Genomic DNA, 13,590 nt, shown 5'->3' with positions numbered 1-13,590 from the left:
GTGGAATATCGACTGGACCGCGAAAGTGCGCTTCCGCTCCTACACGATGCTGATGGTCGGCGCCGATTTCGGCGGCATGAGCGGCGGCGGTGCGAGCACGAGCGGCAGCACGAGTGGCGACGCGCCGCCACCCAAGAAAAAGAAATGCAAGGGCCCGCTCGGCATCCCGCTTCCCGACGCCGCCTGCTGATACCGCGTGCGACGGACGCCTGGTCGAGTCAGTTGCCGTTCAGACGAGACGCCCTATAGTGTCGATAGAGGGTGTGTGTTGAATGACAGGAGTCGAACCATGCGTCCGTTTATCGCCACCATTATCGCCGCTGCGGCGGTCGTCGCCGTGCCCGCCACCGCGCGCGAAAAGCTGAGCCCCGATGCGCAGCTCGCCAAGATGCTCGAGGGCCGCGTCGCCGGCGAGCCGCAGGATTGCATCACGCTGTCGAGCGCGCGCAGCTCGACGATCATCGACGGCACCGCGATCGTCTATCGCGTCGGCAGCACCTTGTGGGTCAATATCCCGCGCGGCGGCGCCAGCTCGCTCGACGATGACGATATCCTCGTCACCAAGACGATCGGCAGCCAGCTGTGCAGCATCGATGCGGTCGAACTGCACGACCGCACCAGCCATATGTACAGCGGCTTCGTCTCGCTCGGCAAATTCGTCCCCTATCGCAAGGTCGATACCGCCGCGAAATAAGCGCGCGTGACCGACGACGACCAGCCAGTGATCGCTGCGCCGCCCGCCGACTGGGCGGCGCAGCTGCTCGCCTTCTGGTTCGACGCCCATGGCATGGACGACTGGTATGGCGGCGGCGGTGATTTCGACGCCGCCGTCCGCGCGCTCGCGGGCGACTGGCGCGCGGCGCTGCGGTCGCTGCCCGCCGAGCATTTCCTGACCGATCCCGACACCGCGCTCGCGGCGACGATCCTGTTCGACCAGGTGCCGCGCAATATCGATCGCGGCAGCGCCGAGGCCTTTGCGAACGGCGGCAATTCGCCTATCTCCCCTATCAGCATAGCGAGGATATCGCCGACCAGCGCGAATCGCTGCGCCTGTTCGGCCGGCTCGCCGACCCGATGTTCGACGAATATGCGCGGAAGCATTTCGATGTCGTCGAGCGCTTCGGCCGCTTCCCGCACCGCAACGCCGCGCTCGGCCGGGCGAACCGGGCGGGCGAGGAGGCGGCGATAGAAGCGGGCCAGCATTGGTGATAGGCTGACCCATCATCGCGGAGGGACTATGGCCGAATTTACCGACAGCCTGACCGACAAGCATATCGCCTTCATCGCGAAGCAGCCGGTCTTTTTCACCGCGACCGCCGCCGTCGACGGCCGGATCAACCTGTCGCCCAAGGGTTATGGCGATACGTTCCGCGTGCTGTCGGACGCCCGGGTCGCCTATCTCGACTTCGGCGGATCGGGGAACGAGACCCATGCGCATCTCGCCGCGGACGGCCGTATCACCATCATGTTCTGCGCCTTCGACCGCAGCGCGCTGATCCTGCGCCTCTATGGCCGCGGCCGCGCGGTGCTGCCGCAGGACGATGATTGGAACGAGGTCGCCAGCCCTTTCACCCTGCTCCCCGGCACCCGCCAGATCTTCGTCATCGACATCGACAGCGTGCAGACGAGCTGCGGCTGGGGCGTGCCGATGATGGAATTGAGCCACGAACGCGACACGCTGCAGAAATATCATCGCCAGGCCGATCCGGCATTGTGGGTCGAAAAATTCCAGGAACGCACGCGCAGCATCGACGGCCTGCCGACGCGGGCTACCGACCGCTTCATCACCGGCGATCCCGCCTGATGGCGCTCGTCGAGCTGGTGCGCCTGCCGAACGGGGTGGAGGCCGAATTGCTGCGCGGCCGGCTCGAAAGCGCCGGCGTCCATGCCGTCTGTTTCGACGCCGGCATGAATATCGCCGAAAGCGTCGGTCTGCTCATCCCGGTGCGGGTGATGGTGCTGGACGAAGATCTGGCCGAGGCGCAGGCCCTGATGGCGGAGTTTCAGACCCCCTAAACGCAACCCAACCCAACCTCCGTTCGTCCTGAGCTTGTCGAAGGACCGTTTTTCCTTTCTTGCGGAAGAACAAGGACGGTGCTTCGACAGGCTCAGCACGAACGGCAGATAGGTTTGGCAAGCTCTCCCATGATCAAGGTCGCCAGCTACAATATGCGCAAGGGCATCGGGCTCGACCGGCGCCGCGACCCCGGGCGGGTGTTGTCGGTGCTCGGCGAGCTCGACGCCGACATCGTCGCGCTGCAGGAAGCCGACCGCCGCTTCGGCACCCGCGCCAGCGCGATCCCGCCCTATATGTTCGACGAGCATAGCGATTATGTGCCCGTCACGCTCGACAACCGCCCGCACAGCATCGGCTGGCACGGCAATGCGCTGCTCGTGCGCAAGGGCGCGGTGGTCGAGGAAAGCCACGCGCTGCACCTGCCGATGCTCGAACCGCGCGGCGCGGTGGCGGCGACGATCCGCATCGGCGACACGCGGCTGCGGGTGGTCGGCATGCATCTCGACATTTCGGGGCTGCGGCGGCGGCAACAGGCGCGCGCGATCCTCCACCATGTGTCGGCGGGCGAGGATCTGCCCACCATCCTGATGGGCGACTGCAACGAGTGGCGGAGCCAAGGCGGCTGCCTCCATGATTTCGGCGAGCGCCACCGCCTCGTCGACACCGGCCACAGCTTCCACAGCCGCCGCCCGGTGGCCAAGCTCGACCGCATCTTCGCCTCGCCCGATTTGCAAGCGGTCGAGGCCGGGGTGCATCGCAGCGCGCTCGCGGCGCGGGCGTCGGACCATCTGCCGATCTGGGCACGGTTCGAGCGGGCGCAATAATATCCGTCGCCCCTGCGGAGGCGGGGGCCGCCTGCGGTTTGCACAACGAGGTCCAAAAAGCTCTACAGCGACCCCCGCCTACGCGGGGGCGACGATCATCCTTGCCCATAATTTAGGCACCGCGCTGCCTCGCCTGCCCATAACACTGACTCAATCGGTCGTGCCGGCGCCGCAATTCGTCACAAAATGTTAACTTACGCCCCGCCCGCGCAATCTGGCACGGCTGTTGCAGTGCAGCATATGCCAATAATCAAAAGGGGGCGTCATGAAGCTGATCCTGGCTATCATCAAACCGTTCAAGCTCGACGAGGTGCGCGAAGCCCTCACCGGGCTGGGCATCGCCGGAATGACCGTGACCGAAGTCAAGGGCTTCGGTCGTCAGAAAGGCCAAACCGAAATCTACCGCGGCGCCGAATATGCCACCAACATGGTGCCCAAGGTGAAGATCGAGCTCGTCTGCGACGACGCGCTGGCGCCACGCGTGGTCGAAACGCTGCAGCAAAGCGCCGGAACCGGGTCGATCGGCGACGGCAAGATTTTCGTCCTCGACGTGGGTCAGGCCGTGCGCATCCGCACCGGCGAGACCGGCGAGGCGGCTCTGTGATGAAGGGGGATTCCATGAATTTCGCAAACAAGATGGCGGCGACCGCCGGGGCCACGGGCCTCGCGCTGTTCGCCGCGCTGCCCGTCTGGGCCCAGGAAGCCGCCGCGGCAGCGGTCGCACCGGCGGCCGAGGCCGCACCCGCGGTCGCCAACCCGGGCAACAACGCCTGGATGATGACCGCCACCATCATGGTGCTGCTGATGATCCTGCCGGGCCTCGCGCTCTTTTACGGCGGCCTGACGCGCACCAAGAACATGCTCTCGACGATGACGCAGGTCGGCGCCGCCGCCTGTCTGGCGATGCTGGTGTGGGTGATGTGGGGCTATTCGATGGCCTTTGGTCCCGACACGACGATCGAACCTCTGAAGCCCTTCATCGCCGGCCTCGGTAAGGCATTCCTTGCCGGCGTCACGCCCGATTCGACCGCCGCGACCTTCACCGACGAGGTGATCAGCGAATATGTGTTCATCTCGTTCCAGATGACCTTCGCCGCGATCACCCTCGCGCTGGTGCTGGGTTCAGTCGTCGAGCGGATGAAATTCTCGGCGATGCTCGTATTCGGCCTGATCTGGCTGACCATCGTCTATTTCCCGATCGCGCACATGGTGTGGGCGGCCGGCGGCCTGTTCTTCGAAATGGGTGCGCTCGACTTCGCCGGCGGCACCGTGGTCCACATCAACGCCGGTGTCTCGGCGCTGGTCGCCGCGCTGATCCTCGGCAAGCGCATCGGTTACCAGAAGGAAATCATGGCGCCGCACTCGCTGACCATGACGATGATCGGCACCGGTTTGCTGTGGGTGGGCTGGTTCGGCTTCAACGCCGGCTCGGCGCTCGAAGCCAATGGCTCGGCGGGTCTCGCGATGATCAACACCTTCGTCGCCACCGCCGCTGCCGCGCTCGCCTGGATGCTCGCCGAAAAGGTCGGCGGCCACAAGCCGTCGGCGCTCGGCTTCTGCTCGGGCGTCATCGCCGGCCTCGTCGCCATCACCCCGGCGGCCGGCAATTCGGGACCGCTCGGCGCGATCCTGCTCGGCGTGGTCGCTTCGGTCATCTGCTACTTCGCGGTGACCAAGCTCAAGACCAAGCTCGGCTATGACGACGCGCTCGACGCCTTCGGCATCCACGGCATCGGCGGCATGGTCGGCGCGGTCGGCACCGCCTTCACCATGCTGGTCGCGCTCGGCGGTCCGGCGGGCGAGGACTATGCGCTCGGCAGCCAGCTCACCACGCAGGTCATGGCGGTCGTCACCACGATCATCTGGTCGACCGTCGGCACCGTCATCGCGATCTACGTCGCCAAGGCGCTGACCGGGCTGCGCGTCAGCGAAGAGGTGGAGCGCGAAGGCCTCGACCTCGGCGAACATGGCGAGCGTGCCTATAATTATTGACGAGACCGGACACCCGCCGCCGCTCTCTCCTCTCAAAAGGCGGCGGGGTCCGACCCAGGTTCCTCCTGCGAACCACTTTGGCCGGGGTGCGAAAGCTCCCGGCCAATTTTTTTGGTTTTTCGATTGTGGCCGGAATGCCACAGGTCGCGGCCATTTTTCGGCGCACGAATCGTGCGCCATTGCGCATCGATTGCAAAAAGCGCAATCCTTCGCCCGCGACGGGACAACATAGTCCCGCGCTTCGCAGAGAGGAAAATCACCATGCATGCTCGCACTATGCTGCTGGCCGGGCTTTCGACGCTCGCGCTGGCCAATTTCGTTACGCCCGCCGCCGCGCAGGACGCCGCCGCCGAGGAAGACGACAGCAACATCATCATCGTCACTGCGACCAAGCGCGACGCCAATCTTCAGGACATCCCCTTTTCGATCAACGCGCAGACCGCCGCCGATATCCAGAAATCGGGGGCGGTGACGCTCGAGGATCTGTCGCGCAACGTCGCGGGGCTTTCGGTGCAGAACCTCGGGCCCGGCCAGAGCCAGGTCTCGGTCCGCGGCGTGTCGGCCGGACAGGTCGTCCGCGACCAGCCGGGGGTCAAGGAACAGGTCGGCGTGTATCTTGACGAAAGCGTGATCTCGCTTTCGCTCTTCACCCCCGACATCGACCTGTTCGACCTCAACCGCGTCGAAACGCTGCGCGGGCCGCAGGGCACGCTCTTCGGTTCGGGATCGGTCGGCGGCACGATCCGCTACATCACCAACCAGCCCAAATTGGGCGTCACCGAGGGCAGCGTCGAGGCCAACCTCAACCTCGTCGACGGCGACGATATCGGCGGCCATCTGAAAGGCGCGATCAACGTTCCGCTCGGCGACAAGGCGGCGGTGCGCGCGGTCGGCTATTACACCCGTTACGGCGGCTTCATCAACGCGGTCGGCCCGGCGGGCGGCAACGACGTCAACAGCGGCGAACGCTATGGCGGGCGCCTCGCGGTCACTTTCGAACCGGTCGACGACGTCACCATCACCCCGCGCATCGTCTATCAAAAGGTCACCGCCGACGGCTTCAACCGCCAGGACATCTACAATCTCTACGGCAACCGCTTCACCACGACGCGGCCGCAGGTGACCTATGACGAGCGCGAGCAATATCTGCTGCTGCGCGAAGGGTTCGAGGACAAGACGCTGATCGCCGACCTGGTGATGAACGCCAAGCTCGACGGGATCTCGGTCACCTCGGTGACCAGCTACACCAACCGCGACATCCTGGTCAGCCGCGACGCCAGCGCGCTGACCGGCTCGGTCTCGGTCGACCTCGGCTATCCGACCGCCGGCGTGCTGCTGCCGTCGAACCTCGTCGACACCACCGACCTCAAGACCTTCACCCAGGAACTCCGCCTGGCGTCGGATTATGACAGCGCCTTCCAATGGGTGTTCGGCGGTTTCTATTCGAGCACCGACCGCTTCTATCGCCAGCGCCTGCCCACCCCGGGCTATGACGCCTTTACCGACGCGACGCTGGGCGCGGGAACGGCGGCGGCGACCGCCAACGGCTTCCCGGCCAATTCGCCGTACAACGCCGACCTGCCCTATAATATCAAGCAGCTCGCGATCTTCGGGGAAGGCACCTACTCGCTGACCGACGCCTTCGACGTGACGGTCGGCGGCCGCTATTATGATTTCGTCGAGACGCGGCGTTTCATCACCGGCGGGCTGTTCTCGAACCTCGACAACCGCCGCGACAAGACGCGCTCGAACGGCATCAGCCCGCGCGTCCTCCTGAGCTATGACGTCGCCGACAATGTCAGCGTCAACGCCCAGGCGTCGAAGGGCTTTCGCCTCGGCGGGGTCAATGATCCGCTCAATCTGCCGCTCTGCTCGGCCAGCGACGCGGCGCTGTTCGGCGGTTTCCAGGACTATGATGACGAGACGTTGTGGAATTATGAGGTCGGGGTGAAATCGCAGGGTCGCGGCTTCACCTTCAACACCGCCGCCTTCTACAACGACATCCGCAACCTCCAGGTCACGCTCGACGCCGGCAGCTGTTCGTCGCGCATCGTCTTCAACGTCGACAAGGCGCATTCGATGGGGGTCGAATTCGAGCTCGGGCTCTCGCCCGTCGAAGGGCTCGACCTCAACCTGTCGGGCAGCGTGATCGAGGCCGAGTTCGACACCACCCTGCCCGGCGTCCTCGCGACGGCGACGGGGATCCGCGACGGCAACCGCCTGCCGTCGGTGCCGAAGTTCCAGCTGTCGGCGTCGGGCAGCTATGAATTCCCGGTCTCGGACACCGCCTCAGCCTATGTCTCGGCGTCGTTCCAGCATGTCGGCACCCGTTACACCCAGCCGGCGGACCAGGAAAACAACCCGCGCACCTTCGTCCATGGCCTGCCCTTCGGCGGCGCCCCGGCGAACGCCTCGACGACGGTCGACCTCCAGCTGCCCGATTATCAGCTGGTCAACCTGAGCGCCGGGGTCGACATGGAGAACGGCCTGTCGCTGAGCATCTATGTCAACAATCTGCTCGACGAAAATGCCCTGCTCTCGTTCGACCGCGAACGCGGCGGGCGGGCGCGCCTCGGATACACCGTCGGCCAGCCGCGCACCTTCGGCATCACCGCGCGCAAGAGCTTCTGACAGATCGGGGCGGGGCGCCGTTCGCGGCGGCCCGCCTTCGCAACCGCACAAAATATAGGCAGCGGTGATGCAAATTTAGGCCTTCCCATCATGTCATTAATATGGCATTCAACCATCAAGAGTTTCAGGAGGGGAGAGCCTGAAAGGCTGGGCCGGGACGCAAGTCCCGGCCCTCTTTTTTTGTGCGCAGCATAAGCCCGCGCGCAAAGCCTGCTTTTCAGCCGATGCTGCGGCGATAGTGCAGCATCGCAAAGACGCGCCAGCTGCCGTCGGGCTGCAGCACCGAATCGCTGACGCGCAGACTGCCATCGCTTTCGAGCTTATAGGTCGATCGGCCGATCTCGACATCGGCGCTACCCCAATGCGTCCACCATGTTCGACCGTCGACGCCGCCCGCGATCGCGCGCTTGCGGCCATAGCTGTCGGCCCAGGTGCCGCGCAGCCGCCCCTTCGCATCGAAGGCATAGGTCGCGTCGGCCGAATAGGTCGTCGGCGGCTCGCCCGCGATTGTCAGCCGATAGGTCAGCGCGGTCGCGCCGCCCTCGCCGGGCGCGATGTTCAGCGTCGCGGTCGCGGGCTTGCCGAAGGCCTGCCCCTCGCCGGTCCAGCTGCCGTGCCACGCCGCGAGCGCCGGCGCTTCGGCGGGCGCTGCGGGCGCGACGGGCGCGATCAGCGCCGCGGCGGCCCACCAGAGCGGCGTCATGCCGCCATCTCGGACTGCGAAAACATGAAGGCGTTGCCGTCGGGGTCGTAGAAGGTCAGCAGCTTCACCAGCCCCGGGATATGCTGGATGTCGCCGTCCTGCCGCACGCCTTCGGCGTCGAGATGCGCCTTCGCCGCCTCGATATCCTCGACCTCGAACACATTGGTCGCGCCGCCGCCCTGCCCGACGCTCTCGACCTCGCTGAACCCGATGTTCACCCCCGTCATCGGCGTCGCCATCTCGCACCAGCGGATGTCGTCGGCGCGGTAGAGCAAGGTGCACAGCATCACCCGCTCGTACCAGGCGATCGATGCGTCCATGTCCGTGACCCCCATCGAACAGGTGAGTTCGGATCCGATCTTGAGCGCCATAAGATTGCTCCCGTCTCTGGGGAATCTGACCCGGTCTCTATGATCGTCATTGCGAGGAGGCCCGGGCTTGATCCGGGGCGACGCGGCAATCCAGGGCTGTGCAAGGCCGCTCTGAACTGCTTCGCTACGCTCGCAATGACGAGGTGACAGACCGACCGGTCCGATTCCCATTGCCTCTACAGTCTTGTTTGTATAGTTACTAGCAAATGCCGTCAAGCGCCCTCGATCCGCTGCTCGCGCAGCTGACCAGCCACCGCTGGCTGGTGCCCCTGCTCGCCGACCTCGCGGCGCACCGCGGCGCACGCTTCGTCGAGCTGGTGAACCGGCTGCAGCTGTCGCGCGACAGCCTGGCGCGCACGCTCGATGCCGCCGCCGCGCAGGGCTGGGTGCAGCGCAACCCCGGCCACGGCCACCCGCTGCGCCCCGAATATATATTGACCGAAGCCGGCCATGCCGCCGCGCTGCGCGCCGCGACGATCGCGGAGGCGCAGGCGGCGATCGGCCTGCCGCCCGGCGGCGCGACGCGCTGGGGGCTGCCGCTGGTCGCGGGGATCGGCATGGGCCACGACCGCTTCAACGCGCTGTCGCGGCTGCTGGCACCCGCGACGCCGCGCGCGCTGTCGCAGGGGCTGGCGGCGCTGGGCGAGCATGGGCTGGTGCGGCGCGAAGTGGTCGACACAAGGCCGCCGAGCAGCCTCTACGGGTTGACGAGGACCGGGCGCGTGCTCGCGGAGGCGTGCGGCTAAGCCAAAGCCGCCTTGACGAAATCGGCCGCGCGCTCGCCGATCATAATGCTCGGCGCATTGGTATTCCCCGACACCAGACGTGGCATGATGCTCGCGTCGGCGACCCACAGCGCGTCGATCCCCTTCGCCTTGAGCGCCGGGTCGACCACCGCCGCCTCATCGCTGCCCATCCGGCATGTGCCCACGGGGTGATAGACGGTGTCGGCGCGCGACCGGATCAGCGCGTCGAGCGCGGCATCGTCATCAATATCCACCGGATGCCTGTCGACCCCGGCATAATCGCCGAGCGGCGGCGCGGCGGCGATGCGGTGCATCATCCGCACTCCCGCGCGCAGCGTCGCGATATCGCGATCGTCGGTCAGGAAGCCCGGATCGATCGCCGGCGCGGCGGCGGCGTCACCCGACGCGAGGCGCACCGTCCCCCGGCTTTCGGGACGCAGCACGCAGGCATGGATCGAAAAGCCATGCCCCTTCACCTTCGCCCGCCCATGATCCTCGAGCATCGCGGGCACGAAATGATATTGGATATCAGGCGCCGGCAGGTCGGGGCGCGATTTCCAGAAACCGCCGGCCTCGGCGAAGCAGGTCGTCATAATGCCGGTGCGCCGGAACCGATGCTCGAGGATCGCCTTCACCATCCGCCAGGTTCCGCTGGCGCTGTCGCCGAACGGGTCGGTCGACTTCGTCTCCCAGCTCGACACATAGTCGATATGGTCCTGCAGGTCGGCGCCCACCGCAGCGCGGTCGGCAACCACCGCGACGCCCCGCTCCTGCAGATGCGTGCCCGGGCCGATCCCCGACAGCATCAAGATCTGGGGCGAACCGAACGCCCCCGCCGACAGGATCACCCCGCCGCGCGCGCGCAGCGTCTCGCGGCGGCCACCGCGCCGGATGACGACGCCGGTCGCGCGTCCGTCCTCGACGAGGATCTTCTCGACCAGCGCCTTGGTGCGGATATCGAGATTGGCGCGCCCGCGCAAAGGCTCGACATAGGCGCGCGCCGCCGACCAGCGCTCGCCCGCCTTTTGCGTGGTCTGGTAGAGGCCGAAGCCTTCCTGGTTGGCGCCGTTGAAATCGGGGGTGCGCGGCAGTTGCAGCGCCGCCGCGCTCTCGACAAAGCGCCGGCTCGTCACATTGGGCCAGCGCTGGTCCATGACGCTCAGCGGCCCGTCGGCGCCGTGATAATCGTCGCCGCCGCGCTCATTGCCCTCGCTGCGTTTGAAATAAGGCAGCACATCGGCGTAGCTCCAGCCCGTCGCGCCCAAGGCTTCCCACTGGTCGTAATCGAAGGCATGGCCGCGAATATAGACCATCGCGTTGATCGCGCTCGACCCGCCGAGCCCGCGCCCGCGCGGCTGATAGCCGATGCGGCCGTTCAGCCCTTTTTGCGCGACGGTGTCGTACTGATAATTGGAGCTTTTGGGGATGAAGGGCATGAAGCCGGGGGTCTTGATGCGGACGATGTCGTTCGTCCCGCCCGCCTCGACCAGGCACACGCTGCGCGTCCCGTCCTCGGCGAGCCGCCCCGCCGCCGCGCTGCCCGCGCTGCCGCCACCGATGACGATGATGTCGAACTGATCCATATACCGCTCCCCTCGCGCCGCCTGCGGGCGGTCGTCGGGTGCTTACATGAATGTCATTAGCTGGGGTGACAAGAGGCATTGAGCCCGTGTCGCTAGATGCAATTCCCCATGAAGCACGCCATCACGAGCAGAAGCAACGGCAACGCTATAACGATTGCCGCCAGAAACAGCAGCCCGCCCGCAACTGCCAACCGGCCATCCCCCTGCCGCAGGGCGAACGTCGTAGCGATCGGATAGAGTATGAAGGAAACCACAAGAAGCATCATATGGAATTCTGCAGGCCCAATATCGGCGTAGTAGAGGGCGAGTACGAGCAAGGGGGTAACGCCCGCGCAAAGTGCCGCAGTATCCCAATGTCGCCAACCAGCGACCCCGAACGGCGCGCTTCGCTTGCTCACTCCGTCGCTTCCTCGACCGGCCGCCCCGCCGCCCAGCGCTCCTTGATCATCGCGCTCGTCGCGCGGCTGCCGTCGTGGCTCCAGCCAGGCTCGCGCCACATATAGGAAAGCTTGTGCCGCCAGGGCGCGTGCCAGACGTCCCTGGCGATGCCGACCCATTCATGGACCGCCGCCCACAATATGTTGAAGCTGCCGAGCTGCTTGACGATGCCATAGCGCACCGGCTCGTCGTCGCGTTCGGGGACGAAGCTGCCGAACATCTTGTCCCAGATGATGAAGACGCCGGCGTAGTTAGCATCCAAATAGCGCGGATTGACGCCATGGTGGACGCGGTGGTGCGACGGGGTGTTCATCACCGCCTCGAACCAGCGCGGCAGGCGCTTGATCGCCTCGGTATGGATCCAGAACTGGTAGATCAGGTTGAGCCCCGCGCAGAAGAACACCATCGCGGGCGGAAAGCCGATCAGGAACAAAGGCAGCCGGAACAGGAAGGTCAGGCTGAAGAAACCCGTCCAGGTCTGCCTGAGCGCGGTCGACAGATTATAATGCTGGCTCGAATGGTGGATGACATGGCTCGCCCAGAACCAGCGCACGCGGTGGGCGCTGCGGTGAAAGGCATAATAAGCGAGGTCGTCGAGGAAGAAGCAGAGGATCCACGCCCACCACCAGCTTTTGAAATCGATGCCGATGTCGAACAGGTGGAACTGATAGACCCACACCGACATGCCGACCACCGCCGCGCCGACCAGCGCGCCCGCGACCTGGCTGACCGTGCCGAGCATCAGCGAGGTCAGCGTGTCGCGCGCCTCGTAGCGGCTTTTGTCCTTGCGCAGCGCAATCACCATCTCGGCGATCAGCAGCAGGATGAAGGCCGGCACCGCATAGACGACCGGATCGGGCAATTTATCCATGCACCAGACTCCGCATCCGCGCCGCCCACACGCCCGCCTCCTTGCCGAGGTTCAGCGTCACCGCGCCGAAAGTCCGCTCGGGCGGGGCCAAGGTCAGGAAATCCTTGTCGAGCCGCGCCACCACCTGCCCGTCGACGGGGCGCGCCGCGAAATGATTGCCATGCGCGCGCACCAGCATCATCCGTCCCTCTTCATTGCGGACGATCGCCGCGAAGCCCGCGCGGTCGCGCGCGACCTCGATGCCCCTGAACCCCGCCTCGGCCTCTTCGGCGAGGCGAATGGCATGCGCCTCATCGACGATGCGCGGATCGGCGCCGAGCCCCATCTTGCCGACCAGCCAGGCGACGAACAGCACCGCGACGAGCGAGGCGCCCAATTGAATGAGGTCGGCGAGGCTCATTTTTCGCCCGCGAGCGCGTCCATCATCGGCCGCAGCCCGGACAGATCGTAACCCGCATTCGCCGCCGCCTCGACGATAGCATCGACGTCGTCGCCCGCGCGCGCGCGGGTCAGCGCCCACAGATGCGTCGAGCGCGTGCCCGACCGGCAATAAGCGAGGATCGGTCCGGTCGCATCGCCGAGCAAGGTGTCGAGCGCGTCGAGTTGCGGATGGCTGAAGCCCGCATGGCCGACCGGGATCGCGGCATAGGCCAGTCCCTCGGCCGCCGCGGCGTGCGCGATCTCGTCGCCCTGCGGCGCGGCGGGTTCCTCGCCGTCGGGCCGGTTGTTGACGATCATCGCGAAGCCCGCGGCCTTGGCCTCGGCCACATCCTCGAGTGTAATCTGGGGGGCGACGCTATAGTCGGCGGACAGGGTTCGAAAATCGCTCATGGCGCCGATCTACTCCCGCCGTGCGCATGCTGACAAGCGGGAAGCTGCGTTGCCGCTTTCCTTGCCCGGCGCTGGACCTATGGTCGATGCCATGGACGATCATTTCACATGGGCCTTCGGCTATTGCGCGGCGCGCGGCTTTGGCGATCCGGTTGCCGCAACCACCCCTCCGGCGCTGTGGTTCGATGTCGGCAAGCCCGATCAGGCCGGCCGCTTCATTCTGGGGAATGTGTCGGGGGAGGCGGCCGCCGATGCGTTCGCCGCCGTCGCGGCGCCCCATATCTATGTCGACATCGCCGCGCCGCGCGGCGCCATTCTCCCCCATATTCCGCCGCGCTGGCAGCCGCGCGACGCGATGTGGCTGATGGCGACCGACGCCCGCATGCCGGCGGCGCGGCCCACCCCCGGCTTTACGATCGAAGTCGATGAAAGCGCCAACCGTTTCGAGGCGGTGGCCAGGCATGGCGACGGGTCGCTCGCCGCGCGCGGCGTTCTTGGCATCCATGGCGGCACCGCCGTCTATGACCAGATCGTCACCGAATCGGCGTTCGCTCGCCGCGGGCTCGGCTCGGCGATCATGGCC

At 66.1% G+C, this 13,590-nt stretch carries 17 protein-coding genes and 2 pseudogenes; 11 read left to right on the top strand and 8 right to left on the bottom strand.

Going from position 1 to position 13,590, the window contains the following annotated elements; all coding sequences use genetic code 11:
* The 8 genes and pseudogenes from ACREB7_RS18480 to ACREB7_RS18445 all read left to right on the top strand — a co-directional run.
* Positions 1-190: pseudogene (locus ACREB7_RS18480) on the top strand (hypothetical protein); the annotation flags it as partial.
* Between the two features lie 99 nt (positions 191-289).
* Positions 290-694: a hypothetical protein gene (locus tag ACREB7_RS18475; RefSeq protein WP_431593741.1), complete on the top strand. Its 405-nt coding sequence runs from the start codon at positions 290-292 to the stop codon at positions 692-694.
* A 93-nt stretch (positions 695-787) separates the two neighbouring features.
* A pseudogene (locus ACREB7_RS18470) lies at positions 788-1,209 on the top strand (DUF924 family protein).
* A 28-nt stretch (positions 1,210-1,237) separates the two neighbouring features.
* Positions 1,238-1,804 (top strand): pyridoxamine 5'-phosphate oxidase family protein, encoded by a 567-nt coding sequence (locus ACREB7_RS18465; RefSeq protein WP_431593740.1) that lies wholly within the window; start codon positions 1,238-1,240, stop codon positions 1,802-1,804.
* Positions 1,804-2,016: a DUF2007 domain-containing protein gene (locus tag ACREB7_RS18460; protein WP_431593739.1), complete on the top strand. Its 213-nt coding sequence runs from the start codon at positions 1,804-1,806 to the stop codon at positions 2,014-2,016. The genes ACREB7_RS18465 and ACREB7_RS18460 overlap by 1 nt, the downstream gene beginning before the upstream one ends.
* A gap of 129 nt (positions 2,017-2,145) precedes the next feature.
* Entirely contained in the window at positions 2,146-2,841 is a 696-nt protein-coding gene (locus ACREB7_RS18455) for an endonuclease/exonuclease/phosphatase family protein (protein WP_431593738.1), read from the top strand.
* A gap of 265 nt (positions 2,842-3,106) precedes the next feature.
* A complete protein-coding gene (locus ACREB7_RS18450; RefSeq protein WP_003043080.1) occupies positions 3,107-3,445 on the top strand; it encodes a P-II family nitrogen regulator in 339 nt (112 codons plus the stop codon).
* A gap of 14 nt (positions 3,446-3,459) precedes the next feature.
* Complete coding sequence (locus ACREB7_RS18445) at positions 3,460-4,833, top strand: ammonium transporter (protein ID WP_431593737.1); 1,374 nt, start codon at positions 3,460-3,462, stop codon at positions 4,831-4,833.
* Between the two features lie 32 nt (positions 4,834-4,865).
* Here the strand turns inward: ACREB7_RS18445 and ACREB7_RS18440 are convergent, their stop codons facing one another.
* Complete coding sequence (locus ACREB7_RS18440) at positions 4,866-5,096, bottom strand: hypothetical protein (RefSeq protein ID WP_431593736.1); 231 nt, start codon at positions 5,094-5,096, stop codon at positions 4,866-4,868.
* Between ACREB7_RS18440 and ACREB7_RS18435 the strand changes: the two genes are divergently transcribed.
* Positions 5,095-7,464, top strand: a complete 2,370-nt coding sequence (locus ACREB7_RS18435; protein ID WP_431593735.1) for a TonB-dependent receptor — start codon at positions 5,095-5,097, stop codon at positions 7,462-7,464. The two genes, ACREB7_RS18440 and ACREB7_RS18435, sit on opposite strands and share 2 nt — an antisense overlap.
* Before the next feature lie 217 nt (positions 7,465-7,681).
* On the opposite strand, the gene ACREB7_RS18430 is transcribed toward ACREB7_RS18435, so the two are convergent.
* Positions 7,682-8,167: a hypothetical protein gene (locus ACREB7_RS18430; protein WP_431593734.1), complete on the bottom strand. Its 486-nt coding sequence runs from the start codon at positions 8,165-8,167 to the stop codon at positions 7,682-7,684.
* Positions 8,164-8,538 carry a VOC family protein gene (locus ACREB7_RS18425; RefSeq protein ID WP_431593733.1) on the bottom strand — a complete coding sequence of 125 codons (375 nt, stop codon included), beginning with the start codon at positions 8,536-8,538 and terminating at the stop codon, positions 8,164-8,166. Before ACREB7_RS18425 ends, ACREB7_RS18430 begins: the two co-directional genes overlap by 4 nt.
* A 206-nt stretch (positions 8,539-8,744) precedes the next feature.
* On the opposite strand from ACREB7_RS18425, the gene ACREB7_RS18420 reads away from it, so the two are divergent.
* A complete protein-coding gene (locus tag ACREB7_RS18420; protein WP_431593732.1) occupies positions 8,745-9,284 on the top strand; it encodes a winged helix-turn-helix transcriptional regulator in 540 nt (179 codons plus the stop codon).
* Here ACREB7_RS18420 and ACREB7_RS18415 read toward each other — a convergent pair.
* The 5 genes from ACREB7_RS18415 to ACREB7_RS18395 form a co-directional block, all read right to left on the bottom strand.
* Entirely contained in the window at positions 9,281-10,867 is a 1,587-nt protein-coding gene (locus ACREB7_RS18415; RefSeq protein WP_431593731.1) for a GMC family oxidoreductase, read from the bottom strand. The genes ACREB7_RS18420 and ACREB7_RS18415 overlap by 4 nt on opposite strands.
* 92 nt (positions 10,868-10,959) lie before the next feature.
* Positions 10,960-11,184 carry a hypothetical protein gene (locus ACREB7_RS18410; protein WP_431593730.1) on the bottom strand — a complete coding sequence of 75 codons (225 nt, stop codon included), beginning with the start codon at positions 11,182-11,184 and terminating at the stop codon, positions 10,960-10,962.
* Positions 11,185-11,261: 77 nt separating this feature from the next.
* Entirely contained in the window at positions 11,262-12,176 is a 915-nt protein-coding gene (locus tag ACREB7_RS18405; RefSeq protein WP_431593729.1) for a sterol desaturase family protein, read from the bottom strand.
* The gene (locus ACREB7_RS18400; protein ID WP_431593728.1) at positions 12,169-12,576 is read right to left on the bottom strand and encodes a hypothetical protein; all 408 of its coding nucleotides are present in this window, start codon (positions 12,574-12,576) and stop codon (positions 12,169-12,171) included. Before ACREB7_RS18400 ends, ACREB7_RS18405 begins: the two co-directional genes overlap by 8 nt.
* Entirely contained in the window at positions 12,573-13,007 is a 435-nt protein-coding gene (locus ACREB7_RS18395; RefSeq protein ID WP_431593727.1) for a TIGR01244 family sulfur transferase, read from the bottom strand. Before ACREB7_RS18395 ends, ACREB7_RS18400 begins: the two co-directional genes overlap by 4 nt.
* A 91-nt stretch (positions 13,008-13,098) precedes the next feature.
* Between ACREB7_RS18395 and ACREB7_RS18390 the strand changes: the two genes are divergently transcribed.
* A partial coding sequence (locus ACREB7_RS18390) for a hypothetical protein (RefSeq protein WP_431593726.1) occupies positions 13,099-13,590 on the top strand: 492 nt, incomplete at its 3' end.

This window comes from Sphingopyxis sp., assembly GCF_050725615.1.
Lineage (GTDB): Bacteria > Pseudomonadota > Alphaproteobacteria > Sphingomonadales > Sphingomonadaceae > Sphingopyxis.
The sequence above is the reverse complement of the archived record's forward strand: the minus strand, read 5'-3'. Positions and strand labels throughout refer to the sequence as shown.